General features: G+C 38.5%; 31 protein-coding genes. 17 read left to right on the top strand and 14 right to left on the bottom strand.

Features of this window, described 5'->3' with window-relative positions:
• Positions 1-7 precede the first annotated feature (7 nt).
• From K5G00_RS12320 to K5G00_RS12280, 9 genes are all read left to right on the top strand, one after another.
• Complete coding sequence (locus K5G00_RS12320) at positions 8-595, top strand: hypothetical protein (protein ID WP_238766464.1); 588 nt, start codon at positions 8-10, stop codon at positions 593-595.
• Positions 596-989: 394 nt separating this feature from the next.
• A complete protein-coding gene (locus K5G00_RS12315; RefSeq protein WP_238766463.1) occupies positions 990-1622 on the top strand; it encodes a hypothetical protein in 633 nt (210 codons plus the stop codon).
• Positions 1623-1660: 38 nt separating this feature from the next.
• A complete protein-coding gene (locus K5G00_RS12310; protein ID WP_238766462.1) occupies positions 1661-2368 on the top strand; it encodes a hypothetical protein in 708 nt (235 codons plus the stop codon).
• Positions 2369-2377: 9 nt separating this feature from the next.
• A complete protein-coding gene (locus K5G00_RS12305) occupies positions 2378-3259 on the top strand; it encodes a DUF4249 domain-containing protein (protein ID WP_238766461.1) in 882 nt (293 codons plus the stop codon).
• A gap of 2 nt (positions 3260-3261) precedes the next feature.
• Complete coding sequence (locus tag K5G00_RS12300; protein WP_238766460.1) at positions 3262-5622, top strand: TonB-dependent receptor; 2361 nt, start codon at positions 3262-3264, stop codon at positions 5620-5622.
• 781 nt (positions 5623-6403) lie between these two features.
• Positions 6404-7156 (top strand): hypothetical protein, encoded by a 753-nt coding sequence (locus K5G00_RS12295; RefSeq protein ID WP_238766459.1) that lies wholly within the window; start codon positions 6404-6406, stop codon positions 7154-7156.
• A gap of 141 nt (positions 7157-7297) precedes the next feature.
• On the top strand, positions 7298-7462 hold the full coding sequence (locus K5G00_RS12290) for a hypothetical protein (RefSeq protein ID WP_238766458.1): 165 nt from the start codon (positions 7298-7300) through the stop codon (positions 7460-7462).
• 189 nt (positions 7463-7651) lie between these two features.
• On the top strand, positions 7652-8365 hold the full coding sequence (locus tag K5G00_RS12285) for a DUF6261 family protein (RefSeq protein WP_238766457.1): 714 nt from the start codon (positions 7652-7654) through the stop codon (positions 8363-8365).
• A 202-nt stretch (positions 8366-8567) separates the two neighbouring features.
• Complete coding sequence (locus K5G00_RS12280; RefSeq protein WP_238766456.1) at positions 8568-8894, top strand: hypothetical protein; 327 nt, start codon at positions 8568-8570, stop codon at positions 8892-8894.
• A gap of 104 nt (positions 8895-8998) precedes the next feature.
• Here the strand turns inward: K5G00_RS12280 and panD are convergent, their stop codons facing one another.
• Both panD and panC read right to left on the bottom strand, forming a co-directional pair.
• The gene (gene panD / locus K5G00_RS12275; RefSeq protein ID WP_238766455.1) at positions 8999-9349 is read right to left on the bottom strand and encodes an aspartate 1-decarboxylase; all 351 of its coding nucleotides are present in this window, start codon (positions 9347-9349) and stop codon (positions 8999-9001) included.
• Positions 9350-9361: 12 nt separating this feature from the next.
• Positions 9362-10201 carry a pantoate--beta-alanine ligase gene (gene panC, locus K5G00_RS12270; protein ID WP_238766454.1) on the bottom strand — a complete coding sequence of 280 codons (840 nt, stop codon included), beginning with the start codon at positions 10199-10201 and terminating at the stop codon, positions 9362-9364.
• 163 nt (positions 10202-10364) lie between these two features.
• Here panC and K5G00_RS12265 point away from each other — a divergent pair, with 163 nt between their 5' ends.
• Positions 10365-11165: a glycogen/starch synthase gene (locus K5G00_RS12265; protein WP_262921350.1), complete on the top strand. Its 801-nt coding sequence runs from the start codon at positions 10365-10367 to the stop codon at positions 11163-11165.
• A gap of 134 nt (positions 11166-11299) precedes the next feature.
• The gene (locus K5G00_RS12260) at positions 11300-12679 is read left to right on the top strand and encodes a DUF4270 domain-containing protein (protein ID WP_238766452.1); all 1380 of its coding nucleotides are present in this window, start codon (positions 11300-11302) and stop codon (positions 12677-12679) included.
• A 72-nt stretch (positions 12680-12751) separates the two neighbouring features.
• Here the strand turns inward: K5G00_RS12260 and K5G00_RS12255 are convergent, their stop codons facing one another.
• Genes K5G00_RS12255 through K5G00_RS12245 form a run of 3 tightly spaced genes read right to left on the bottom strand, consistent with a single transcriptional unit; the run spans position 12752 to position 14659 of the window.
• Positions 12752-13714 carry a DUF4252 domain-containing protein gene (locus tag K5G00_RS12255; protein ID WP_238766451.1) on the bottom strand — a complete coding sequence of 321 codons (963 nt, stop codon included), beginning with the start codon at positions 13712-13714 and terminating at the stop codon, positions 12752-12754.
• 11 nt (positions 13715-13725) lie between these two features.
• Positions 13726-14163 carry a hypothetical protein gene (locus tag K5G00_RS12250; protein ID WP_238766450.1) on the bottom strand — a complete coding sequence of 146 codons (438 nt, stop codon included), beginning with the start codon at positions 14161-14163 and terminating at the stop codon, positions 13726-13728.
• On the bottom strand, positions 14120-14659 hold the full coding sequence (locus K5G00_RS12245; RefSeq protein WP_262921349.1) for an RNA polymerase sigma factor: 540 nt from the start codon (positions 14657-14659) through the stop codon (positions 14120-14122). The genes K5G00_RS12250 and K5G00_RS12245 overlap by 44 nt, the downstream gene beginning before the upstream one ends.
• 120 nt (positions 14660-14779) lie before the next feature.
• Between K5G00_RS12245 and K5G00_RS12240 the strand changes: the two genes are divergently transcribed.
• From K5G00_RS12240 to K5G00_RS12220, 5 genes are all read left to right on the top strand, one after another.
• On the top strand, positions 14780-15349 hold the full coding sequence (locus K5G00_RS12240; protein ID WP_238766448.1) for a manganese efflux pump MntP: 570 nt from the start codon (positions 14780-14782) through the stop codon (positions 15347-15349).
• 90 nt (positions 15350-15439) lie between these two features.
• Positions 15440-16465 carry a tRNA dihydrouridine synthase DusB gene (gene dusB, locus K5G00_RS12235; protein ID WP_238766447.1) on the top strand — a complete coding sequence of 342 codons (1026 nt, stop codon included), beginning with the start codon at positions 15440-15442 and terminating at the stop codon, positions 16463-16465.
• On the top strand, positions 16465-16845 hold the full coding sequence (locus K5G00_RS12230) for a YkvA family protein (RefSeq protein WP_238766446.1): 381 nt from the start codon (positions 16465-16467) through the stop codon (positions 16843-16845). The genes dusB and K5G00_RS12230 overlap by 1 nt, the downstream gene beginning before the upstream one ends.
• A gap of 253 nt (positions 16846-17098) precedes the next feature.
• Positions 17099-17848, top strand: coding sequence for a sulfite exporter TauE/SafE family protein (locus K5G00_RS12225; protein ID WP_238766445.1), 750 nt, complete (start codon positions 17099-17101; stop codon positions 17846-17848).
• A 10-nt stretch (positions 17849-17858) separates the two neighbouring features.
• A complete protein-coding gene (locus K5G00_RS12220) occupies positions 17859-18563 on the top strand; it encodes a class I SAM-dependent methyltransferase (RefSeq protein WP_238766444.1) in 705 nt (234 codons plus the stop codon).
• 66 nt (positions 18564-18629) lie between these two features.
• Here the strand turns inward: K5G00_RS12220 and atpG are convergent, their stop codons facing one another.
• The 6 genes from atpG to atpB form a co-directional block, all read right to left on the bottom strand.
• Positions 18630-19511, bottom strand: coding sequence for an ATP synthase F1 subunit gamma (gene atpG / locus K5G00_RS12215; protein WP_238766443.1), 882 nt, complete (start codon positions 19509-19511; stop codon positions 18630-18632).
• An 89-nt stretch (positions 19512-19600) separates the two neighbouring features.
• Positions 19601-21181, bottom strand: a complete 1581-nt coding sequence (gene atpA / locus K5G00_RS12210) for a F0F1 ATP synthase subunit alpha (protein WP_238766442.1) — start codon at positions 21179-21181, stop codon at positions 19601-19603.
• Positions 21182-21204: 23 nt separating this feature from the next.
• Positions 21205-21756 carry an ATP synthase F1 subunit delta gene (gene atpH, locus K5G00_RS12205; protein ID WP_238766441.1) on the bottom strand — a complete coding sequence of 184 codons (552 nt, stop codon included), beginning with the start codon at positions 21754-21756 and terminating at the stop codon, positions 21205-21207.
• A gap of 4 nt (positions 21757-21760) precedes the next feature.
• Positions 21761-22255, bottom strand: a complete 495-nt coding sequence (locus K5G00_RS12200; RefSeq protein WP_158866585.1) for a F0F1 ATP synthase subunit B — start codon at positions 22253-22255, stop codon at positions 21761-21763.
• Positions 22256-22326: 71 nt separating this feature from the next.
• The gene (gene atpE / locus K5G00_RS12195; RefSeq protein WP_158866587.1) at positions 22327-22590 is read right to left on the bottom strand and encodes an ATP synthase F0 subunit C; all 264 of its coding nucleotides are present in this window, start codon (positions 22588-22590) and stop codon (positions 22327-22329) included.
• 21 nt (positions 22591-22611) lie between these two features.
• Positions 22612-23742, bottom strand: coding sequence for a F0F1 ATP synthase subunit A (atpB, locus tag K5G00_RS12190; protein ID WP_238766440.1), 1131 nt, complete (start codon positions 23740-23742; stop codon positions 22612-22614).
• Between the two features lie 239 nt (positions 23743-23981).
• On the opposite strand from atpB, the gene K5G00_RS12185 reads away from it, so the two are divergent.
• The gene (locus K5G00_RS12185; RefSeq protein WP_238766439.1) at positions 23982-24248 is read left to right on the top strand and encodes a hypothetical protein; all 267 of its coding nucleotides are present in this window, start codon (positions 23982-23984) and stop codon (positions 24246-24248) included.
• A 26-nt stretch (positions 24249-24274) separates the two neighbouring features.
• On the opposite strand, the gene K5G00_RS12180 is transcribed toward K5G00_RS12185, so the two are convergent.
• From K5G00_RS12180 to K5G00_RS12170, 3 genes are read right to left on the bottom strand one after another with little or no spacing between them, the layout of a single operon-like run.
• Entirely contained in the window at positions 24275-24664 is a 390-nt protein-coding gene (locus K5G00_RS12180; RefSeq protein WP_238766438.1) for a hypothetical protein, read from the bottom strand.
• Positions 24661-24885, bottom strand: coding sequence for an AtpZ/AtpI family protein (locus tag K5G00_RS12175; protein WP_238766437.1), 225 nt, complete (start codon positions 24883-24885; stop codon positions 24661-24663). Before K5G00_RS12175 ends, K5G00_RS12180 begins: the two co-directional genes overlap by 4 nt.
• Positions 24863-25249: a bactofilin family protein gene (locus K5G00_RS12170; RefSeq protein WP_238766436.1), complete on the bottom strand. Its 387-nt coding sequence runs from the start codon at positions 25247-25249 to the stop codon at positions 24863-24865. Before K5G00_RS12170 ends, K5G00_RS12175 begins: the two co-directional genes overlap by 23 nt.
• Positions 25250-25337: the final 88 nt, after the last annotated feature.

Here is a 25337-nt window from a genome sequence, read left to right as displayed (position 1 = left end):
TTGAGCCATGAAAAAAATTATTTTAAGTCTTTTGATTTTGAGCATTACAACAGGAATTACAAATGCACAAAAGAATTTCGAGTTGGGAGCAACTGCAAACGCCGGTTATTATTTCCCCATAAATGAAGGGATATTTGGAAGTAGTGACAAACAACAGGGATTTTCGTCAGCTATCGGGACCTATCTTTCTTATCAATTGTCCGGAAGAACCCATGTTGATATTGGTCTCAATTATAGATTGTTGCATACTGAAGTTTATGCACACAGCAATTTGCATCCTGCTGTAACGTGGCATTATTTGGCTGTTCCGTTTGAAATTCGTCAAAATTTCGGAAAGAAAATATTTGCAACAACCGGAATTTCTGTTTTAACGAGTTTACAGGAAGTTCCCAACAATGGGCAAAATACGGAAATGACCTGGAAACTTGGGGCAGGATTTGATTTAAAAAAAGGACGAATATCGGTTCAATTTGAACGTGGGTTTAATAATGTCACCAAATATGCAAAAATAGAAGACAGTCAGAATTATCTAATGGCATCATTCAAACATCAGGAGATTTATATCAGGTTGGAATACCCGCTGTGGAGCTTTTAGTGTTCTGTCGTGATGGCAGGATCGTATGATAAATTAAAAACTAAGTAGAGACAGACCGGGAGCTGATAAATATTTTCCCCTGAAAATCTGTATCCGTCTTAAAAATTTTTAAAAGAGTAAAACTGAAACAGAGAACAAAAGAGATTGTGATGAAAAGTTTTTTCAGACAGAATTTTGGAATATTAAGTGTTTTGTCAGCCAGATAGAAATAACAAACATTAGCTTTAACTGATTGACTTTTCTGTACAACTAATTTATTGTTTTTTACATTTTAGAATTTAGTTTTTAACATAGTTTCAAATTTTCAATATCGATTCTTTGTTACTTTTGGACTTAGTTTTTTTGATGTAAAACACAGCTGGCAAACAGAAATTTAAACCCAAATAAACCCAAAATGAAAAAGCTTTTCTTACTCAATCTATTATTTATTTTATCTGTATACCCGGTATTGGCTCAACGTATCACCGAAATTGGCCTCACCGGGGGCGCTGCTCGTTTTTATCCCGAGGCTCAGCACATGGGGGCAAATCGAAACAATTCCATGGATAACGACTGGGGTTGGTCGGCGGGAGTATTTATTGAAGACCACTGGAAACCCAAAATTCACCAAATTGTGGAAATAAATTTTTACAAGTTATCCAGTGACGTTTTTTTGCAAAAAAATCCTGAAGGCCCCTGGGGGATTGGTGATGAGCGTCAACCCATTTACGGGAATTACGACAACACATCGTTTAGTCAAATAGCCATTTCGGGAGGTATAAAATACTTTCTGAATAAAAAGCTATTTGTATATCCGGGCTTTGAGTTTGCCCGGGCATTAAACAGTGATGTAGATATCAACAAAACTACTTACAATTTAAAACTTGGAGGAGGGGTAAATCTCAGAGGAGTTGATATTCTGCTTGAATATGCCTACGGACTAAAATATCAGCGTATTGTGTACGATCCAACGGTTCCGTTTGCTACCACCCACCGGAATACATACCTGCAGTTGAAAGTGCAGATTCCCTTATACAGATTGAGATAATTTCTTGCTAAAACTTACAATCAAAATAGTACCATATTATGAAAAGTTTAAACCAAACAATTTTTGTATTCCTTCTTGTAGTGTGCAATTTGGGTGCAAAAGCTCAACGAACCACCGAGATTGGTTTTACTGGTGGAGTTGCACGTTTTTATCCGCATGTCGAATTTTTTGAGAATCCAATCAATAATAATTCAGTCGGAAATGGGTTAGGTTTTTCAGTCGGAGTGTTTTATGAATATGATTTGTTTTCCCGGTTTCACCCAATACTTGAGACAAAATATCTTTCCACTTCGGTAAATAATATTTATTTGGAAAGTGGATTGGTTTTTAATGAGTCAGCCGGGTACGGATATAAAGCTGCAGTAGCAGAGAACTTTGGCGACAAAATATTTCATTATTTACAGTTTTCACTTGGAGCTAAACTTTTTTTGAATAAGAAGCTGTTTTTTTATCCGGCTTTTGGTTTCTCAAAATCGCTTGATGAGAGTGTCGATTTGTATGCTTTAACCTATTATTCAAAAGATTGGGAATATGTTCATATTACCGACCGCTACTTAAAAAAGATTTTTTATCACACCAGTCTTGCATTTGGCGCCGACTTTAAGGCTTTTGATGTTATGCTGGAGTATGTATATGGATTAACGTACCACCTTTCATTTTTCGATTATTCAGTCCCTTTGGGCATAAATCATCGAAACAACTACCTGCAGCTAAAGATAAATGTGCCTTTGTTTAAATTGAATTAGCAAAATGTTATGATTTCTGCAAAAATTTTTAGGCGATTTTTATTTCCCGGCACGAGCATATTCTTATTTTTTGCCTGTATTAGCAATGTTGATTTAAAAATAGGTTCAGAAAATCAACAATTTGTTTTAAACAGTATTCTTGATACAAGTAAGGATACTGTTGTGGCCCGGCTCACAAAAACAAAGAATATTACTTCAGCGGAATCGTTTGAAGCAGTAAGAGACGCAGAAATCGTACTGTTTGAGAATGATAAAGAACTAGGGCACTTTACTTATTCAGATTCTGGCGCTTATTTTTTGGTATACAATCCAAAACCGGGATTGAAATACCGTTTGGAAGCAGAAACAGGTGACGGTAAAATTTGGGGAGAAACAACTGTTCCAAAAGAAACAGAAGCTAGGTTTGAAAAACGGGCTTCATCAATAGAAGGCTATCAGGTTTCTTTGGAGGACAACGATGATGACGATAATTTCTATTGGATTACAGCAACCGGATATGTGGGAGCTTCTGAACATCAGTACAAAAATATTGCCTGTATTATATCCTCTGATTTTGAATATGCTGACGATTTTAACCGCTACACAAGTGAAGGCACATTTAAATTTGAGTACGATTATTATTTAAGATTCTCCGATAATCAACTGACTGATAGTACTTCTATTTTATTTAGGCCGGAATGTGTTAATTCTCCTATCACGGTATTTCTTTTGTCAACCGATTATCACCTGGATAAATATATGAAATCGAGCCTGTTGCTGGAACGGATGGATTTATATGCAGAAGATACACCCATTATTTATTCTCCTCAGCCTGTGTATTCCAATGTTCATGGCGGAACAGGGATTTTTGGGTCTTTCACCGGTGTTTCACAAAAATTCTCGAAGGATTAGCCATGAATATAAAATACCAGATAAAATTTGTAGCAATCGTTCTTTTTAGTCTGATTGTATTTCAACCAGCTTTTTCGCAACAAAACAGTACCATAAGCGGATATGTTTCCGATGCATCTTCCGGTGAACGGCTTTCGGGCGCAACGGTTTATGTTCCCGAAAGCGGGAAAGGTGCGAGCTGTAATGAATATGGCTTTTTTAGCCTCACCATTCCATCTGCACAAACAACAGTAGTTTTCAGATTTGTGGGTTACGAACCTTTTGTTTTCAAACTAAAAATTCCGAAAGACACGGTTCTGAATGTTCAGTTAAATGCCAACAATACGATTGAAGAGGTAAAAGTAACCGCAACTTCGAAGGAAGATTTTTTATTGTCGCCCGCATTTGGGATGCACCGCCTCAATGCAAAACAGGTGGAACAAATTCCGGCTGTGCTGGGCGAGCCCGATTTGTTAAAAGCCATCCAGTTACTGCCAGGGGTTTCTTTTTCTACCGAAGGTTCAACAGGGTTTAGTGTTCGCGGCGGCAGTCCCGACCAAACCTTAATCCAGTTGGACGGTGTACCTGTATATAATGTAAACCATTTGTGGGGTTTTATGTCGGCCTTTAACAACGATGCCATTAGCGAAACCAAACTGTATAAAGGAAGCCTGCCCGCTCGTTTTGGCGGCAGGCTGGGCTCGGTACTCGATGTACGGATGAAGGAAGGAAACCTGAAAAAACGCACGGGTACTTTTTCCGTCAGCCCCATTGCCGGGCGTTATACGCTGGAAGGGCCCATTGTAAAAGACAAGGTTTCGTTTATGGTTTCCGGGCGCACAACCTGGGCTAACCTGTTGCTTTCGGCAGCCCAGCGGCTGGAAGGTCAAAACAACGAAGAAAGCCAGCTTCTCACCTATGGATTTTGGGACATAAATGCCAAAACCAACTGGATGATTAACCGCAACAACCGCCTTTATCTTAGTTTTTATACCGGGCGCGATGCTTTTGTTACCGAAGACGGAGGCGGCAGGTACCAGGATTACACAAAATTTAGTTACAACTGGCAAAATCTGACCAGTGTATTGCGCTGGAATCGCATTTTTTCGCCTGTGCTCTTTGCTAATTTCTCGGCTTATAACAGCCGTTTCAGGCAGGAGTATTTAAATAAATTTGACAAAAACGGAAAAGATGAATACAAAGGCTACAATAATCTGAACGACTGGTCGCTGAAGGGCGACTTCGACTGGTTGCCGGAAACAGGGGTCAGCTTTAAATTCGGGTTTCAACTTTCAAATCAAAAATTCAGCCCTGAGATTATTTCCTATACATCAGATTCTACTTCGTTTACATTGAACGATGATATTTTTACACGGAATATTATTTCTGAAGTTTACCTCGAAAGCGAAGTAGAACTTCCCGGCAATTTGAAAGGGAGTTTTGGTTTACGGGGCGGGAACCTGGCAACACAAAACAAAAATTATTGGAGCCTGCGCCCGAGGGTTGCTTTGAGTTATCTTTTTTCAGAACAGGTGTCAGGGAAAGTATCCTGGTCGCGGATGAAACAATACCTGCACCAGTTACAAAACACCACGCTTGGAATTCCCACCGAACTTTGGGTTTCTTCCACCGATAAAATAAAACCCGGAACATCTGATTTATTTTCTGCAGGACTATTTTGGAAACTCAAGGGGAAGTATCAATTCTCAGCCGAAACATTTTATACGTCGCTACAGGATGTAATCAGGTATAAAGACGGAACAACAGCTTTAAAAGAACGCGGCGACAGCTGGGAAGATTATGTAGTCAGCGGCAAAGGAGAATCATACGGACTGGAACTGATGGCCGAAAAAACAACCGGCAACCTTACAGGTTGGATTGCCTACACACTTTCAAAAAGTACACGGCAGTTTGATGAAATTAACTTTGGTAAAATCTTTCCTTATGCTTACGATCGTCGCCACAAGTTAAACGTGAATGTCAACTGGTTTTTGGGGCAAAAAAGTAAAAAAGGCATGGTTATAAAAAGGAACTTATCCGGGACATTCAATTTTGCATCGGGCAAATACATTACATTGGCGGAACAGGAATACCAGGCTATTCCGTTGCCGCTTATGGAAGGTTCCCGCTACCGTGCCGATTGGTTTGCTACTCGGAGTTATATAAATTCAGTAAATAATTACCGGATGCCCGATTTTCACAACCTCAATCTTTCCTACCGTATCGAGCGGCAGAGTGCGGATAAAACCATTATCTGGGATTTTTCGGTTTACAATGTGTACAACCGTTTAAACCCTTGGTATTACTATAAAAAAGGCGACCAGATGAAACAGATTACCTTATTTCCGATTATTCCTTCGGTTGGTTTTAAATATGAATTTTAAGTCTTACTGATTTTGAGCATTACAGCAGGAATTACAAATACACAAAAGAATTTTGAGTGGGGAGCAACTGCAAACGCCGGTTATTATTTCCTCAAAAATGAAGGGATATTTGAAAGTAGTGACAAACAACAGGGATTTTCGTCAGCTATCAGAATTTATCTTTCTTATCAATTATTTGAGAGAACCCATATTGATATTGGTCTCAATTATAGATTGTTGCATGCTGAAATTTATGCATACAGTGATTTGCGTATGCGGCCACTATGTTTTCGGTTGAAAGAACGCACAGAAGCTCGCATTTGTATTTGTTTTACTGTTCGATTTTTAAATATTGGGCTGAAGTCCTTGAGTTAGATGGTTTTCAATAACCTCAGGCTTAAGCTGAGGTTATTGGAAAAAACATTAATTTCCGGGCTTCAGCCCCGAAAACACACATCTCTGGTTATCTGATTTTTATTTGTGTACTGTTCATCATTATGTCGAGTGTTCGATCTTAATCAGATACTTTTGTTTGTTTTACTACAGCGAACAAATAAGCAGAACAAAAATGATTTATCGCCGGAAAACGCGATCGGTATAAATCAAAAAAATCAGACGGTTATGTTATAAACTGACGAAATTGAGTAAGGTTAAAACAAAAATATTACAGCCAAATAAAATAAAAAGCAGCTTTTAAAATGTAGTTTCAGCCAGAGTCTGACCGTATAACTGTATAATGCTGTGAAAGTTGCCGGTTTTCTGAATCTTGCTAATTTTACAGTCTTTATGAATAAAACCAACTATGAAACTTATAACTTATATTAAATTTGTCTTCGGGACTCTAACTGCACTTTTTTTATCGTTGAATGTAACTGCACAAACCAGTGTATCGTTAAAATCGCAGTGGCTCGATCCAACCAATCTTTTTACAGAAAAAGTACCAACTGCAGAATTTAGCACCACTTTTTCAGTTGGCGGGCCCTGGAGCCTGTACTTTTATTATGCGCACGATATTGAAGGTTTGACACCGATTTATTTAATTGGCGGCGTAAACAACACCCGCGAATCGGTAAGAACCGATAGCCTGGTATTTTCATCGCCCGAAGCGAGAGTTTTCCCGAAATATTCCCGAAATATCTTTGTAAGTTACCAGTACAGCGAAACCATTCGCCAGCTTTCATGGATTCAACCCATTGTTACCTGGGACTGGAATTTTATTAAAAATCCATCGAAATCGGTACATACACTAAGCGCTGAAGTTTCCGGCTGGATGTCGTTTCAACGGGGAAATGAATACCAGGATGGCGGATACATCAGTGGAAAATACAACTGTGCCAAACACTATGAAAAATGGACGTTTAACGGAAGCCTTTCCACACTTGCTATTGAAATTTTTGAGTCCGGCAGGAATATTTTTGTTCTTGGCGAGGTTTTAAGTCTTTCATCAACCTACATTCCATTTAACACAACACTTGAAGTCGTTTTAAACAAACCATTGATTACAGAAGAGGACAGTGAGTTGGGCTTTACAATAGGATTGATAAAAGAGTTTTAAAATACCGACTTTGCAAATCTGCACCAGTGTGAGTATACAACCTCGTACAAAAAGGAATTGAAAAAACAGGTTGAGAGAAAAAAATGCTGATTGAGGGGAATAGGCTGCCTGTGGCCGGCATCCGTCGGTAGGGGCTAAATTTTGCCAAAGCATTGTGAATATCCATCCAAAGCCCGCCTGAACAAAAAGGAAGCCATGGATGAATGTCCAGGCCTCGTCCGGGCAAAAAGTAAAACCATGGATGTTTATCCAAACCCTGTCCGGATAAAAAAAGAAGTCGTGGATGAACGTCCAAAGCCAGTTTAAATAAAAAGTGGGGGTATGGATATTTATTCATCGTTTCAAATAACGGAAACGAGCCTTTGGAGGTTGGTTTATGCCCTAAAACATTGGTGTATATTTATCTGCACCAGTTTTAATTTATACATTTAAAATCGCAACAAACCCATAAACAGAAGAAATGAACCCATCTTATAACACTTAAATCAAAGAAAAATGATTGAAAAGTTAATTTACCAAAGCCGCACTACGGAAGTAGATGCCGTGTCTGAACGAATGATTGGCGCTTATCAAAAAAGTGATTTGGGTGGCGATATTCATCTTGCGAAGATATTTTCCGACCTGCAGGATAGTTCGGCCCACCTGACGGATGCAGTGAAGCAAACAAAAGCCCAATCGGAACTTGAACAACAAGACGAAATACGTGACAACAAGCTACGTGCCCTTTATTATCTGGTTAACGGATTTCTGCATCATCCTGACCCTGCTGTACAGAATGCCGCGAAGGAAGTAAAGAAAATAGTCGACAAATATGGCCTGGCGGTAACAGGTGAAACCTATTCTGCCGAGTCGTCACTTATTTCATCTTTGCTGGGCGATTTAGCGAAACCGTTACTGCAATCTTCTGTTGCTGCGCTATCGGGTTGCGCTGAGCTTATTACTGCTTTACAGGAGGCACAAACCGGTTTTGAACAAACGCGTTTAGACTGGGAATCCGAAAAAGCCAGGGAAAGTACGCACAGGAGTGCAACAGATGTTAAAAATGAAGTGGTGGAAATTATTAATGACAAGCTGGTGATCTATCTTCGCGCCATGGAAATGGTTGACGCAGAAAATTACAGCAAATTTGCCCGTGTCAACGCACAAATCATCAGCGATAACAACGAAATGGTGAAAAAACGCCGGAAAAAACCGGAACTGACGGAATAAAATTATCACAGTTAAAACAAAAGGGAAGTATAAAAGATGGGTGCTTCCCTTTTTTGCAGTATTTTTCGGGTGTAAAAATGATCCCGCACATTTTGATACAATTCAACAGAATAATTGAAGATGACAAAATAAGTAAGCTCCGGTAACGCTTTCTTAAATAAAAATGTAAAATGAAAAAATCCCCTTTTTTCTGATTTTATTGATGTTTTTACTCGCAGCCTGTAATTCTGTTACTTGCGATAATGGTGCAGAACCGGATGTATTGGAAATATTTTATACAGAATACAAAGACCTGCAAACGATAAGCATAGAAGGATATAAAAAAGGAAGTAATTTTACGGAATTAACAGATGCTTCCTGCAAAATAATTGCCTACAGCGAGATTGATACAATAATGCATACCTTCGACTGCCGGCTAAACAAGAAAATAAACACAAAACCGTATTCTAAAATTACGCTTCAGGCTGACCATAGGGTTTGTGGTTTGTTACCTTACGGATATAAATGCAGAAGACGAATTATGTTGTGATGGGATGTTTGTAAAAAATATTCAAAAAGGCTTGACAGATACGATGTGAATGCTGGCCTTTTTGCCTGCCAGGTACTCAACGTTTTCTTTCAGTAATATACATTTTATACTATCTGGTTGGTTTCGGTATCCGGGAAAACCAGCCAGGGTTTAAAGTTTTTGGCTTCTTCAAAATCCATTTGAGCGTAGGAAATAATGATGACCACATCGCCCACAGCTACTTTACGTGCTGCCGGGCCGTTAAGACAAATGGTACCAGAGCCGCGTTCGCCTTTTATAATATATGTTTCCAGACGTTCGCCGTTGTTGATATTAACCACCTGCACTTTTTCGTTTTCAATCAGGTTAGCTGCATCCATCAAATCCTCGTCGATGGTAATACTGCCTACATATTGCAGGTTGGCTTCGGTAACCGTTACTTTATGTATTTTCGATTTACAAACTTCAATTTGCATGACCTTGTCCTTTCAATTCAAAACAATATTGTCAATTAATCTGACTTTGCCACAGAATACTGCAACACAGCCTACTATTGTATTTTCTTCTTCCCAGTTACTAACGGGTTGAAGTTTATTATCTTCAACTATCTCTACATATTCAACAGACAGGTACGGGTTTTTGTTGATGTTTTCGATAACCCATTCTGTAAGCTCCTTTACGGATTTTTGACCGACAAGTTGTTTGGCTTTTAACAATGTTTCCGAAATAAAGGCTGCATTTTTTCTTTCTTCGGAATTTAACAACTCATTTCGGGAACTCATCGCCAAGCCGCTTTTTTCACGAATAATTGGGCAGGCAACAATTTCTACCGGCAGATGGAGCTGTTTTGTCATGTTTTTAATAATGGCAACCTGTTGGAAATCTTTCATCCCGAAATATGCCCTGTCGGGTTTTACCATCCCGAAGAGTTTACTCACCACTTGTGCAACGCCATTGAAATGCCCCGGCCGATGTTTTCCCTCCATTACGGTTTCCAACATTCCAAAATCAAATTTTCGCGTATCGGTTTCCGGGTACATTTCCTCAACCGAAGGAGCAAAAATCAGCGCTACTCCCGATTTTTCAAGTAAATTTAAATCGGCTTCCAAGTCGCGCGGATAGCGTTCCAAATCTTTTGGGTCGTTAAACTGGGTTGGATTCACAAAAATACTTACAACAACCACCGGATTTTCTTTTGCGGCTTTTTCAACCAGCGATATATGTCCTTTGTGCAAAGCACCCATCGTAGGGACAAAGCCAACCGTTCCGGACATCCTTAACTGCTGCAGTTCTTTCTGTAAATCGTTAACTGTTTTAACCAGCTTCATTTGTCAAAAAATTTAACGGTGCAAAGTAAATAAAATTAATCCGGAATATATCAAGAAAAGAATGCAGACAAGTACTCTGATAACACGGATAAAGCGTCTGAATTGAATATTCAGGATATTTTTATTACCTTTGCAGCCTGTAATAAACTGCGCATACAGGTCAATGGAAAAGAAAAAGATCCTTTATATTTCACAAGAAATCACCCCATACCTACCTGAAACTGAGATGTCAGAAATTTCTAGATATTTGCCACAAGGAGTTCAGGAAAGAGGAAGGGAAATCAGAACTTTTATGCCGCGTTACGGCTGTGTTAACGAACGTAGAAACCAACTTCACGAGGTTATCCGATTATCGGGAATGAACCTGGTAATTAACGATACCGATCACCCGCTGATAATTAAAGTGGCCTCGATACAGGCCGCACGAATGCAGGTGTATTTTATCGATAATGAAGATTATTTTCAACGCAAACATGTGTTAAAAGACTCCAAAGGCAATGAATTTGAGGATAATGACGAACGAGCGGTATTTTTTGCCCGCGGCGTTTTGGAAACAGTGATTAAATTACGCTGGGCTCCTGATATTATCCATTGCCACGGATGGTTAACCTCACTTGTTCCGTTGTACATAAAGAAATATTATTATAACGACCCGCTTTTCAAGAATTCAAAAGTCGTATACTCTGTTTATAATGACGATTTTAAGAAAACTTTAAATTCCAGCTTTAACAACAAGTTGTTGTTGGAAGGAATTACTGCAGATGATGTAAAAACCATTGATGATCCTACATTCGAAAATGTTTCGAAAATGGCAATTGATTATTCGGATGCAGTTGTACAGGGTACTGAAACTATTAACGAAAATGTTGAAAGATATATTCAGTCAACAAATAAATTGTTTCTCAATTACCAACCAAAAGAAACTTACATTGATGCGTATAATGAATTTTACGATAAAGTGTAAGTGTTAAAAGATTGAATTTTATCTAAAAAAAATCAAATATACAATCATTTACGTGTTGCCATCGTTTGTTTTTTTATACGTTTGTGTAACTTTTTGAATAAGCCAAATTGCAAATAAATTAATGAAGAAACTACGTGAAAGCCAAATCTAGAAATAAATATTTTATCTTGTTGATTGTGATGTTTTTAACAAGTTTTGTTTTTACACATTGCAAAAAGTACGACGATCTTGGAATGGAGATTTTACCTTCTACGGATTTAATCTCAGTTAAAAATACGATTTTAAAAGACGATATCAGGGCCTATACCATCAGGGAAGATTCAATTCGCACTGATGGGGCATCTAAAAGTTTGTTTGGAAGCTTTAATGATCCGGTATTTGGAAATACAACCATTGATTTTGCCACACAATTCAGACTGGTTGGTTATCCTGATTTTGGTGAAGCGCCCGAAGCTGATTCCATTTTTTTGTATTTGTACTATAAAAAGATTTTTGGAGATACGGTAACAACTCAGAAAATCAGAGTTTATGAGCTGGAAGAAAGTTTGTATGCTGATCAGGAAGAAGGAACAGGGGATAATACAAGTTACCCCTACTACCAAAATGTGGGCTTAAAAGGTATGGCTTCCGACCAGCTGCTTGGTGAACTGGATTTTGTTCCTCAGATAACACTTGATTCAACCGAGACGGATACATTTTATCAGGTAATAAAGGTGCCGCTGGATATTTCTTTGGGGGATAAACTGGTAAATGCAGATTCAGCAGACATGGTTAGTAATGATGATTTTTTGAATTATTTTAAAGGACTGTACATTGAAACAGAAAGAATAACGGATGATCAGGGAGCAATTCTGTCTTTGGAAGCAGCTTCAGATAATAGTTTTCAGGGGTCTGCGCTTCTTGTGTATTACAACAATGAAGAAATCCGAAATATAACGACCGATACGTTGCTAAGTATGCCTTATATTGTTACAGAGTTTAGTGCCCGGGTAAATCATATTGAACACGATTATTCAGGAACTCCGTTTTTTGGAAGTTTGAGTAATCCGGGTATGGTAGAAGATTCGCTGATATATATCCAAACAACCGGTGGGCTTGAGTCAAAGATTGATATCGACAATCTTTCACTTTGGCGGGATTCGGTAAATACGGCGATTAACAGAGCGGAACTTGTTTTTCAGGTCGACACGACCGTATCCGATTTGGAAAATTATCCTGCTCCGAGCCAGCTTTTACTTACCTATATTGATAGCACCGGACAGGAATTTCTCCCTAAGGATTACTCCTTTAGCCCCGCATTTTATGGCGGTGTATTAGATACTTTGGACTATACTTATCGTTTTAATGTTACACAACATTTGCAGCAAATAATAGATGGAGAGGTTGGAAACCTTGGATTTAACTTGACGACAGCTACTAAGAATAGCGAAGCGAAAAGGGTTGTTTTAAAAGGGAGTACAAGTGAAACAGGAATACAATTGATTATAACATATTCAAAATTTTTGCAGCAGTAGGATGATAAACCGGAAATAAAAAATGGGCACCGGATTTCCGGTGCCCATTTCTTTTTATATGATTGGTATATTTTACTTCGTTCTAATTTGAATGGTTGTGATATCCTCGTCTTTGTTTGCTTTAACATCAATGGTTACGATATCTGTTTTATCCAGTTGTTTTATTTCATCGGCGTCAACCTTTTTACCGTTCAGAAAGTATTCTGTACTGTCGCCGGGATAATTCAGAAATACAGGTTGCCGCTGATATCTCTCTGCCATTTCCCGGTATTTTTCTGCCATTTCCATTTGTCTCTCTGCCTGAACACGTGCCTGTTCTTCAATTTTTGCACGTTGTTCATCGGAGAAATACTGTTGTTTTTCAATCAATTCCTTTTGGCGGGCAACCATTTGTTCTATTCTTTCCTGCGGAAAGTACACATTGGAGTTTTGGCCAAAATAAACAGCTGCTCCGTTGTTGTTATTTATTTTGTAGAGGTTTTCAAGGCCACGTAGATTGAGTGCTTTGTTTAAGTCGGCAACCGCAGTTAAATTGATATTTCCCTGAAGTTCTATCAAACCGGTATTTGCATTGGAATGAGTTAAAACAGCCAATGATTCGATTTTATCCTGATTTTTTTTGAGATAGACTTTCACCTCTTCTCCCATCCTTTTTTCAGTCTTCAGTAAAGTATAATCTCCATTTTTGTAGTGGTTTAAAATGGTTTGATACAAGCCTTCCGACAGTGAGTTTTTGTCTTCTTTTTTCGGTTTATCTTCTGCTTCGGCAAATAGGGTATAACTCTGGTTTAGGTTGCTTTGTGAAACCACCACAATTTTATCCAGGTTTTTAATCGCGTCAAATGCCGACGACTCACTGTCAACATTTTTCTTTTTTAGATAAAGATCAAACATGTCTTTGGTTATCATACTGGCACTAAAACCTTCCTGATCTGAATATGCATTTGTTAGCTGGGCAAAGAGGTTGTTGTCTCTTTGGGCTAACGCCGGTAGCGAGAATACCACCATCAATAGATAAATCATAATTTTTTTCATGACGATTGTTTTTAGTTTATTATTATTACATCTTCTCCTACCCAAAGTATCAGCATATCTTCCTGTTCTTTTGGTTGTATGTTCTGTGAAACCTGATACAGAGCCTTTTCCATTACCAGAAATTCGTTTTCCAGTTTGGTGTTTCTCATTTCGCGGTAGCCCAAATAGGCGGTTAACAGAATGACTATTGTTGCAGCAACTGATGCAAACCGAAACCAGCGCATTTTAACAATTTTGTTGGGTTGAGCAGTTTGCTCTATTTTGTCAAAAATCGTTTTTTCCAAATCTTCGGGAACAGAGCTTTCTGAATTGAAAAATCCAAAAATATCCTGCTCTGACGTTTGATTTTCTTCCAGAAGAATTTCGTTTTTTAACCAACGCTCTTCTTCGATTGTCGTTTCGCCTTTATAATATTTGTCGAGCAATTTGTCTTTCTCTTCCGTTTTCATAATCGTAAATTTTTTCTACTTCCTGTTTTACTTTTAACCGGGCTCTTGAAAGTATTACCCTGATATTAGGTACCTCATATCCCGTAAATTCCTGAATCTCTTCAAAGCTAAATCCGTCGATGTCACGCATTTGGATTACAGTTTTGTATTTCTCAGGTAAATCATCAATTATTTTGCGCACCTGTTCGTACTTTTCTTTTACATCAGGTTGCGTTTCTGTCGATTCAATATTTAATATTTTGTATTCTTCGTTCTCTCCAAAGGTCGACGGGCGCTTTTTTTTCAACAAATCGAAGCTGTAGTTTTTTGCCGCGGTTACAATGTAGCTGTTTAAATTTGAGCACTTTATCAACTCGTTTTTTTTATTCCACAGCTTTATCATTAGTTCTTGCAAAGCATCCTGCGTTTCTTCCTCGTCCTTCAATATCCGTTTTAACATCGGATATAATTTTCGTGAATATGGTATTACCTTATTTTTAAACTCTTCAGCAGTCATCTGATTATATGGACGATTTCCTTCCTAAATTATAACAAAAGAGATGATTTTTTTACAAAACGCCCGGATGTATTTAGCTAGTCGCTTTGAAAATCTTATTTTTGCAACTTTGTTTTTGGTATGACAATAGAACAACTCATCACCTTTTTACTTATAGGAATAGGACTAAGTTTTGATTCATTTGCTGTTTCGGTTTCCTGCGGTCTGATGAAAAGAGAAATTCGTTTTCATCAAGCTTGCCTGGTCGCATTTTCACTAGCTTTTTTTCAGGGTACTTTTCCTGTTGTTGGCTGGTTAATCGGAACCGGAGTAAAAAATCTGATATCCAGTTTTGACCATTGGATAGCTTTTGGGCTGCTTATCTTTATTGGAATAAAGATGATTATTGAAGGCCTCAAACCCGACGGGAAACTTCAAAGTTTTGATCCTTTCAGAATAAGGGTTTTAGTCGGGCTTTCGGTAGCAACAAGCATTGATGCCCTGGTGGTTGGTTTAAGTTTCGGATTTTTGGATATGCCTATTCTTTTCCCGGTAATCGTAATCGGAAGTGTTACTTTTATTGCTTCCATGTTGGGAATGCTTTTCGGGAAAAATATCCCCGCAAAACGAAGTCACCAATCAATTGTTTTGGGAGGAGTAATTTTAACTTTAATCGGAACAAAGATTCTTCTCGAACACCTGTTTTTTTAGTTATCTGAATTTTTTTTCTATGAGCTTGTTATTTAATTCGACCGGGAAGAAGGGATAGGATTTAACGAGTTCATTACCTTTGTTGCAGCTATGGGAAAGCAATTGAAAATAGGAAATTTGGAAATTGACGGAGTGCCGCTTTTTTTAGCTCCAATGGAAGATGTAACCTATAAATCATTTCGTTGGATGTGCAAGAAGTTTGGCGCTGATGTGATGTATACCGAGTTTGTGTCTTCAGAGGCTTTGGTGCGTAATGTGGAAAAATCAAAACTGAAGATGGAGTTGTTTGATTTTGATCGGCCGGTTGCTGTACAAATATACGGGCACAATATCGATTCAATGGTTCGAGCCGCTCAGGTGGCTGAGGAACTCAATCCTGATTTTATTGATATCAACTTTGGGTGCCCGATGAAAAAGATAATTCGCCACGGAGCCGGCGCGGCATTGTTGAAAGATTTGCCCAAAATGCAGAAAATGTCCACAGAAATTGTAAAGGCTGTTCAGGTTCCGGTTACTGCAAAAACACGATTAGGATGGACTGAAAGTGATAAACCAGTACTTGAAGCGGCACTTCGTTTACAGGACGCAGGGATTCAGGCGCTGGCAATTCACGGTAGGACCCGGGAACAACTTTACACCGGAACAGCAGACTGGACTTTGATTGGTGAAGTAAAAAATCATCCGCAAATCGCTATTCCGATTATAGGAAACGGAGATATCAACAGCGGAGAAAAAGCCCGGGTATTTCTTGAACAGACAGGTGTTGATGCTTTAATGATTGGGCGGGGGGCTATCGGAAGACCATGGTTGTTTAAAGAAATAAAACACTATCTTAGAACAGGAGAGAACCTGGCACCTCCAACTGTTGCTGAAGTAGTTGATGTTCTGCGCGGGCAGTTGAAAATGAACCTGGAGTGGAAAGACAACGAGCGCTCCGGAATTTTGATGATGCGTCGTCATTTTGCAAAATATTTTCCGGGCTTGCCTGGTTTCCGCGAACTGAAAATAAAATTACTCACTGCAGAAACCAATACGGAAGTAAACGAAATTCTTGATAAGATCGTTGATATGTATGGGAGTTACCAACCAGACTTTACAAATGCAAGCCTAAAATAATGAAAAACGAGTATTCTAAATATTATTCTGAAAAGTCGCTCTGGGAAAAAATAAAGAAGTTTTCAAAATCAGCCGGTTCCAAGGTTGTATATGGTGTTTTGTTGCTTTTTTATGTAATGAAAGATAAAAGTGTGGGGGTGAAAACAAAACTTACTATTGCTGCTGCGCTGGGGTATTTTATTTTACCAACCGACGGAATTTTTGATTTAACGCCCATCATTGGTTATTCAGATGATCTGGGAGTTCTTATTTTTGCCCTTTCTCAGATTTCTGCCAACATAACACCAGAGGTAAAGGAAAAAGCCCGCAACAAGCTTGCTGAATGGTTTGGTGAAATTGATGAGAATGAACTTCTTGAACTGGAAAATAAGATTTTTTAGAAAAATTAAAAATCCCTAATTGTAAGCTTCTTTTTTAACATTCGTTAACTCTTGCAAATAATGTGGCATTAGTTTTGCGTTTATTTAAATATCTAGATATCTAAGACTGATAAGAACCAGGCAAATTTACAAACTTGGCTTTTGTTCGTCAGTCGGCGAACTTGTTTTTTGTTTTCTGTTAGCATGAATAGCCGGTATAAAAGCCGGCTATTTTATATTATTTTCCATATTTTTGGACTCCAAACTTTTTTTTATGATAGAACAACTGGACTTTACAATAATCCAATGGTTTTTATTGGCTTTTTGCGCAGTGCTTGTAGGGATGTCTAAAGTTGGTGTTCCGGGTGTTTCGATGCTTGTTGTTCCAACGCTGGCAATTATTTTTGGCGGAAAGGCATCAACCGGAATATTGTTACCCATGCTTATGATGGCTGACTTATTTGGAGTTGGTTATTACCACAGGCATGCCGAATGGAAATATCTCTGGAAACTGTTACCCTGGGCATTTATCGGGGTAGGAATTGCCCTTTGGGTCGGAGAAGTAGTAAATGACGAATGGTTCAAAAATATTATTGCAATTTTGGTTTTTGTCTGTATCGGTTTGATGATTTGGAAAGACAGACAAAAAGGCAATAATTTGTTCCCTGATACCTGGTGGTTTGCAGCTACAATGGGCGTTTTGGGTGGTTTCGCAACCATGATTGGAAATGTGGCAGGTCCTATCTTTGCCATTTATCTGCTGGCGATGCATCTTCCCAAAAATAGTTTTATTGGCACTGGAGCGTGGTTTTTTCTAATCATCAATTTTTCAAAATTTCCTTTGCATATTTTTGTGTGGAAGACAATAGACTGGCATACCTTAACCCTTGATATTTTGATGTTGCCGGGAATTGCACTTGGCGCATTCCTTGGTATTAAGCTGGTAAAAAGATTATCTGAAGATGTTTACCGCACGGCAGTAATTATTGTAACAGCTCTGTCGGCATTTTTACTTTTAATTTAAAAGAAACTTTATGGAGGCCTTACGAAATTTTTTTTACGACAAAAAGGTAGAGAAAGTCCTGGACATCGGTACAGGTACCGGAAAGTTTATTGAGGTTTTGAAGAAGTCATTTTCTGAGGCAGAATTTTTTGGCGTTGATCCTGATGAAAATTCACTAAAAGAAGCAAAAGAGTGTTTTCCCGATGTGGTATTTCAAAAAATGGGGGCAGAAGAGCTTTATTTTGAAAATGATTACTTTGATGTAGTCAGCCTTTCAATGGCCTTACACCACCTGCCAAAGGTAAAAAGAGGATTAAAGGAGATAAAACGTGTAGTAAAGCCACAGGGGTGGATTATTATAAATGAATTGTTTAGCGATAATTTAAATCCGGCACAGGAAGTGCAGAAAATGTATCATCACTTTCGCAGTCGCGTTGACAGGTTAACCGGTGTCAGTCATCGTGAAACCTTCAGAAAAGACGAAATTCTTCAGATTATCCGGCAGGCAGGAATTTCAATTCAGTTTTTCTTTGAACACAAGAGAGAAATTAATTTGATTGAAGAGGAAGGTGCACTTGACAAAATGACGGAAAAGATGAAACAAAAGCTTGAAACAATCAGCGAGCGACCTGAATTTGAAGAAATGCAACCACAAATTGAAGAATTCAGGGAGAAGGCGTTGGAGTTTGGCTTTCAACCTGCAACCAATGTGGTAATTGTTGGACGTAAAAAGTAGTTTATAAAAAGAAAAGGACCATTTCCCAAAGAAATAGTCCTTTATATATATCTGATGTTTGTCTTTTTATCCTTTTAATGCCTCGGCACCACTCACAATTTCCAAAATTTCGTTTGTAATAGTTGCCTGACGCGCTTTGTTGTATTGTAAAGTAAGGTCGCCAAGAAGTGCTGTTGCGTTATCAGTTGCCTGATGCATGGCTGTCATACGGGCGCCGTGCTCTGCTGCGTTTGAATCGAGAAGTGCTTTGTAAAACTGTATTTTTAATGAACGCGGAATTAGTTCCTGGATGATGTACTCTTTTGAAGGCTCGTAAATAAAGTCGAAGTTGGTATTTTGTGCTTCATCGTCCTCTTCAATTTCAACCGGTAAAAACTGTTCGCTGGTTTGAACCTGAACAGCTGCGTTTTTAAACTGGTTGTATACCAGCTCAACCCGATCGTAACTTCGTTCAACAAAAGCTTTCATAATTTCGGAAGCAATTTCATTTACATTATCGAAAGTCAGTTCATCGTAAATTTCATTCTTGTTTCCCGAAACTTTCATTCCCCGGTGTTTTAGTTGTCTTTCACCTTGCTTTCCAAGGCAAATAAATTCAACGTTTCCCAGTTGAAGTTGCTGGCTGTATTTGGTTTTAACCAGTTCAATTGCCTTTTTGGCAATATTGGTATTAAAACCGCCGCACAAACCACGATTTGAAGAGACAAGGATCACGAGTACTTTGGCTGGAATTCTTGATTGAGTATAAACCGAATCTTCAACATTTTCGAGGCTGGCGCTTAATGAAGTTAAAATCTGATGCAGTTTTTCGGCATACGGACGAATTTGTAAAATAGCATCCTGGGCTTTTTTTAATTTTGCCGCCGAAACCATTTTCATTGCACTCGTTACCTGCCGGGTAGTTTTTACCGATGCAATTCTTGTTCGTATTTCTTTTAAACCAGCCATAATTTATTTGTGAATGTGTTTTTGAGTGATTGAGCGACTGAGGTTTTACATCCTCATTTTCTCAATAACCCTTTCACTCCGTTACTTAATTACTTTTTAAACTTTTCTGCAACTTCAGCCGCCACTTTTCGGATGGTTTCCTCACCCTCGACTGTTAACTTCCCTTCTTTTAATTCATCTAAAGTTGCTCTGTATTGCATTTCCATCATTTCGAGGAAGTCGGTTTCAAATTCTTTTACTTTCTCAACCGGTACATTTCTCAGCAACTCTTTTGTTCCGCAATAAATTATTGCCACCTGCTGTTCGATTTTCATCGGAGCATACTGACCTTGTTTTAGTATTTCTACGTTTTTTCGTCCTTTGTCGAGAACGCGCATGGTAGCTGCATCAAGGTCGGAACCAAATTTTGAGAAAGCTTCCAGCTCACGGAATTGAGCCTGGTCGAGCTTCAATGTTCCGGCAATTTTTTTCATTGCTTTAATCTGCGCACTACCCCCCACACGCGAAACCGAAATACCTACGTTAATTGCAGGACGGATACCTGAGTTAAACAGGTTTGATTCAAGGAAAATCTGCCCGTCGGTAATTGAAATTACGTTGGTGGGAATATATGCAGAAACGTCTCCTGCCTGTGTCTCAATAATTGGAAGTGCAGTTAACGAACCGCCTCCTTTTACTTTATCTTTTAAACAATCAGGAAGGTCGTTCATATCTTTTACAATCTCATCACTTTCGATAACTTTCGCGGCACGTTCCAGTAAACGGGAGTGTAAGTAAAATACATCACCCGGATAGGCTTCACGACCCGGAGGACGACGGAGCAACAACGAAACTTCGCGATAGGAAACGGCCTGTTTTGAAAGATCGTCGTAGATAATTAACGCATCGCGGCCGGTATCCCGAAAATATTCTCCAATAGCTGCACCTGCATACGGAGCATAGAATTGCAACGCTGCCGGATCTGACGCAGTTGCCGACACGATTACGGTATAATCCATTGCACCGTGTTTCTCTAATGTTGCTGCAATGTTGGCAACGGTTGAACCTTTCTGACCGATTGCTACATATATACAATAAACCGGTTTTCCTTTTTCAAAATTTTCGCGTTGGTTGATAATCGTATCAATGGCAACAGCTGTTTTACCTGTCTGGCGGTCACCGATAATTAATTCACGCTGACCTTTACCAATTGGAATCATGGCATCGATGGCTTTCAATCCGGTTTGAAGTGGCTGTTTTACCGGTTGGCGAAATACAACACCGGGAGCTTTTCTTTCCAGCGGCATTTCAAACAGTTCACCCTGAATAGCTCCTTTTCCATCAATTGCATCTCCAATAGTATTGATAACACGGCCCAGTAATGGTTCTCCTACCATAATTGAGGCAATTCTTTGGAGCCTTTTTACGGTATCACCTTCTTTAATTTCTTCGGAAGGCCCTAATAAAACTGCACCAACATTGTCTTCTTCAAGATTAAGAACAATTCCTTTTACTCCGCTGTCGAACTCTATCATTTCGTTTGCTTCTACGTTTGAAAGCCCGTAAATACGTGCAATTCCGTCACCAACCTCCAAAACGGTTCCAACTTCTTCCAATTCCGCTTCCGATTTGAAGCCTTCCAATTGTTGTTTCAGAATCTTAGATACTTCAGCAGGTTTAATATTTGCCATTTTATATTTTTTTACGCTTTCGGTTAATTTTTTAATTCAGTTTCCAATAATGTCTGCTTCACTTTTTTAAGCTGTGTGGCAATACTGGCATCATATTGTTTGTCATCCAGTCGCAAAATCATTCCGCCAATAATGTCGGGATTGACCTGGGTTGAAAGCTCTATTTTTGCAGTGAGTTCTTTCTCCATCAGCTTTTCAACTTTTTTGACTGTATCGGTGCCTATTTCCGAAGCTGTTGTTAGTATTGCAGATTTTATATTTTGATCTTTCCGGGTGAGCGCAAGGAAATTTCTGCAAATTCCCGGAATGTGCACTTCTCTTTTGTTTTTTGCAATCAGGTTAAGAAAGTTTAGTGTAAGTTCATTTACATTCCCTTGAAAGATTGCTGTAATCAATTCTATTTTTTTTGATGTTTTTACGATTGGGCTTTCCAGCAAAAGAATAAAATCGGCAGAGTCTGCTCCAACAGAAGCAACCAACTCAATATCTGCTTTTAAGGGTTCGAGGAGGTTTTTTTCTTTTGCCAGTTCAAAAAAAGCTTTGGCGTATCTTACTGTAATTGCACTTTGGTCCATAGGATTAATTCAGCTTAATTTCATCGATTAAACCATCTACCATTTTTTCCTGTTCGCCCTTATTGCCCAATTCTTTTTTTATCACTTTTTCCGCGATAATTACCGACAATTCGGCTACCTGTTTTTTAATATCGTTAATGGCAGCTGTTTTTTCACTTTGAATTTGCTGGCGTGCCTGTTCGATACTTTTTTGTGTTTCGGCACCGGCTTTTTCTTTTGCTTCAGCAATAATTTTTTCCTTTATTTCTTTTGCTTCTTTCAGGATTACATCTTTTTCCCTGCGGGCTTCAGCAATAATTTTTTCATTATCTGCTTTTAAACCTTCCACTTCTTTACGAGCGAGGTCGGCAGAGTTTAATGCATTGGCAATTGATTCTTCCCTGTCTTTTAACGCATTCAGAATTGGTTTCCAGGCAAATTTCCGGAGAATAAAAAGCACAATTCCGAAAATAATAATCATCCAAAATATTGTACCGGGATTTGGTGTAACTAAGCCCATAATTTTAATTTTTTAAAGTTGCGGCAACTGCATCCCCGGCAATCCCGGGGATGGTTGCCCATTTTTTTTTGCTAAACGAAAATAACGAGTGCACAAATGATCACAGCAAAGAAGGCAACACCTTCAATCAACGCTGCAGAAACGATCATGTTAGAGCGAATGTCGCCACTGGCTTCGGGCTGGCGGGCGATAGCTTCCATAGCGCTGGCACCGATTTTACCGATACCCATACCTGCACCAATTGCAGCTAACCCAGCTCCCAAAGCAGCACCCATTTTACCGATGGTTGCACCGGCGGCCGCTTGTAGCAATACAGTTAAAATTGCTGATAACATAGCATTTAATTTTAATAATTATTAATGATGATCTGCTGTCGCCATTCCAAAATAGAGTGCCGACAACAGCGTAAAAACATAAGCTTGTATAAACGAAACCAGTACATCCAGCATTAAAATGAACACTGAAAATGCAACTGAAATCGGGCTCGCAGCTAATCCAACACCAGCATTAAATAAACTGGCGAAAATAAAAATCAAACTTACAAAAACCGTAACAATCATATGGCCGGCCATCATGTTGGCAAAAAGTCGCACCATCAAAACAAACGGTTTTGTAATTACTCCCGATAGTTCAACAATCGGCATTAATGGCAAAGGAAATTTTAACCACCATGGTACATCCGGGTTATAAATTTCTTTCCAGTAATGTTTGTTTCCGCTAATGGTAGTAATTGCAAAAGTGAATAATGCCAAAACCATTGTTACGGCAATGTTACCCGTTACATTTGCACCAAATGGCGGAATGGGTATCAAGCCCATAAAATTGTTGATCAGAATAAAAAAGAAAACAGTGAGAAGAAATGGCATAAATTTTTCGTATTTCTTTTCACCAATAGCGGGCTTTGCAACTTCATCACGAATAAAAACAATAATTGGCTCCAATGCATTTTGTAATCCTGAAGGCGCTTTCCCTTTATTTTTCTTTGCTGATGAGGCAACGGCAAGCAAAACCCATATCAAAATAACAACCGAAACCAAAATTCCGGCAACTGTTTTGGTAATTGAAATATCAGTAGGTTTACCTGCTTCCAGGCCGTGTTCGTCAAGTTCTACAATTTTTCCTTTATTTTCTTCGGTTTGCGAAAGGCGAAATCCTTTGTAATCCTCATGACCGTGATGAAATTTGGATGACATAAAAACGTAAAAACTTTTGCCATCGTGCAATTCCGGATTTTTGCTGTAAACAATTATTGGCAACGGAATACTTATATGAATATCGCCAAACGATACGATATGCCAGTCGTGCGCATCGGAAACATGCTCAATTACAAATTCCCCGGCATTAAAAGATTCTTCTTCGTGAGAGCCTTCACCATGTGATTCTTCCGCATGTGCTGAATGTTCTTCTGCATGTTGCGCTAAAGTTGGCACAGAAGAAATCACTGACAAGGCAAGAAATATCCAAAATATCTTCGCGGTTTTCAGCATAGTTTTATCCAGTTTGTCAAGTGTCCACAAATTTAAAAGAATTTTTTTACCGTCTATGAAAATTTAATTTTTTCCCGTAAGAATTAACAATGTCGAAAAACTAGATTTAAAAAGATATGTTAAAGAAAATGTTTTAGGTGTTTTTTTGATGACGCTACATATTGTTTCAATTAAATAGGCACAAAAACAGAAGGTTTTGTAGAGAATTTTGCAACCATTTATGTTATGAAAAACCGTGGATGCTTGCTATTGTTTGTGCCCATTTTATAAAACTTGCTGAACAAACAGGAAATATTAATTTGCTTGCTACGTCGCAAAACGAAATTGCATATGTATACCGGATAAAAAGGGATTTACGAAGATCATTAGACTATTGTCAAAAAGCTTATTCAAACTTTATTGATTTGGGTTTATATGAATACGCTATTAATCTAAGTGGAGCTATATCGATTGTTCCGCATACAGGGAAAAGCTGCAAAACGATAACAGGAGTCAATGATTTTTAATAACTGATGGTAAAAAGACACATGGTTTAGGTGTCTTTTCTTTTGGAAATCCGGGTGATTTCTGAAACTTCAACAAAGGAAAAAACAAGGTAAAGGAAAAACAGGGCAATTACAAAAACGAGCGCATTTTCCGGGTCGTTGGCAATATATACAACTGCAAAAACCGAATAGACGATCAATTTGAAAAAAGTGATCAACATGGTGCTTCGTGTAAATTTCCCTATATCCTTTTTTGCGAGTTTTAACTGATAGGTGTGAACAGCTATCGCAACAATTAAAAAGAAAACCAAAGCATACGGGAAAATTGATAAATAGTATTGTGGAATAAAAAGTGAAAAAGCCAGCCAGCCAACTAGTACAATAGCCGTAGATAAGGCAAGTATTTTTGCTATAAATCGGTTTAAACTGGTGTTCATTTTTTTAGCAGGTTTCTGGTTCCGTAAATAATTGCAACTATAACTGAAAATACCATTAATCCCAATGTAAACCCTTTAAATTCATTTTTCATCCACTGGTCAATTTTATAGCCCAGGAAAGTAAAAATTCCAATGATGGCCATCATTTCGAAACCCAGGCTGGAGTAGCGAATGAAGTTATCAAGTTTCTTTTTAGGCTTATTTTGTTTTTGGTGGTTCATAGGCAGGTTTTTCTCCTCCCATTTTACAATTGCCTATGTAGATTGAACCCGGTTCCACAGAAAGTTTCCCGACAACGATGTCGCCATAAACTTTTGCTGTAGACTTCATGCATAAGACACTTAGAACTCTAATTTTTCCTTTGGTGTATCCGGCAACTTCTACATTGTTACTATCTATTTCTCCGATAATTTTCCCTTTGGGACCAATAACCAGTTTTCCTTTTGCGGTAATATTTCCTTCGAGCGTGCCATCGATACGAATATCTCCGGACGCTGAAATATTCCCGTTAATAACGGTTCCTTCGCCGATTATGTTTATCTGGGGTTGTGTTTCGTCGTAGGGTTTTGTTGTTTGCTTTGCCATTTTTAGAATCATTTAATAATTTCTCTTTAGAATACTGGTCTTACAACTTCTTAAAGGGGAAAAATTGGTGTCTGAAATTACAAAATTT

The organism is Maribellus maritimus (assembly GCF_022267315.1).
Lineage (GTDB): Bacteria > Bacteroidota > Bacteroidia > Bacteroidales > Prolixibacteraceae > Draconibacterium > Draconibacterium maritimum.
Note: the sequence above shows the minus strand (reverse complement) of the source record. Positions and strands in the feature narration are given on the sequence as shown.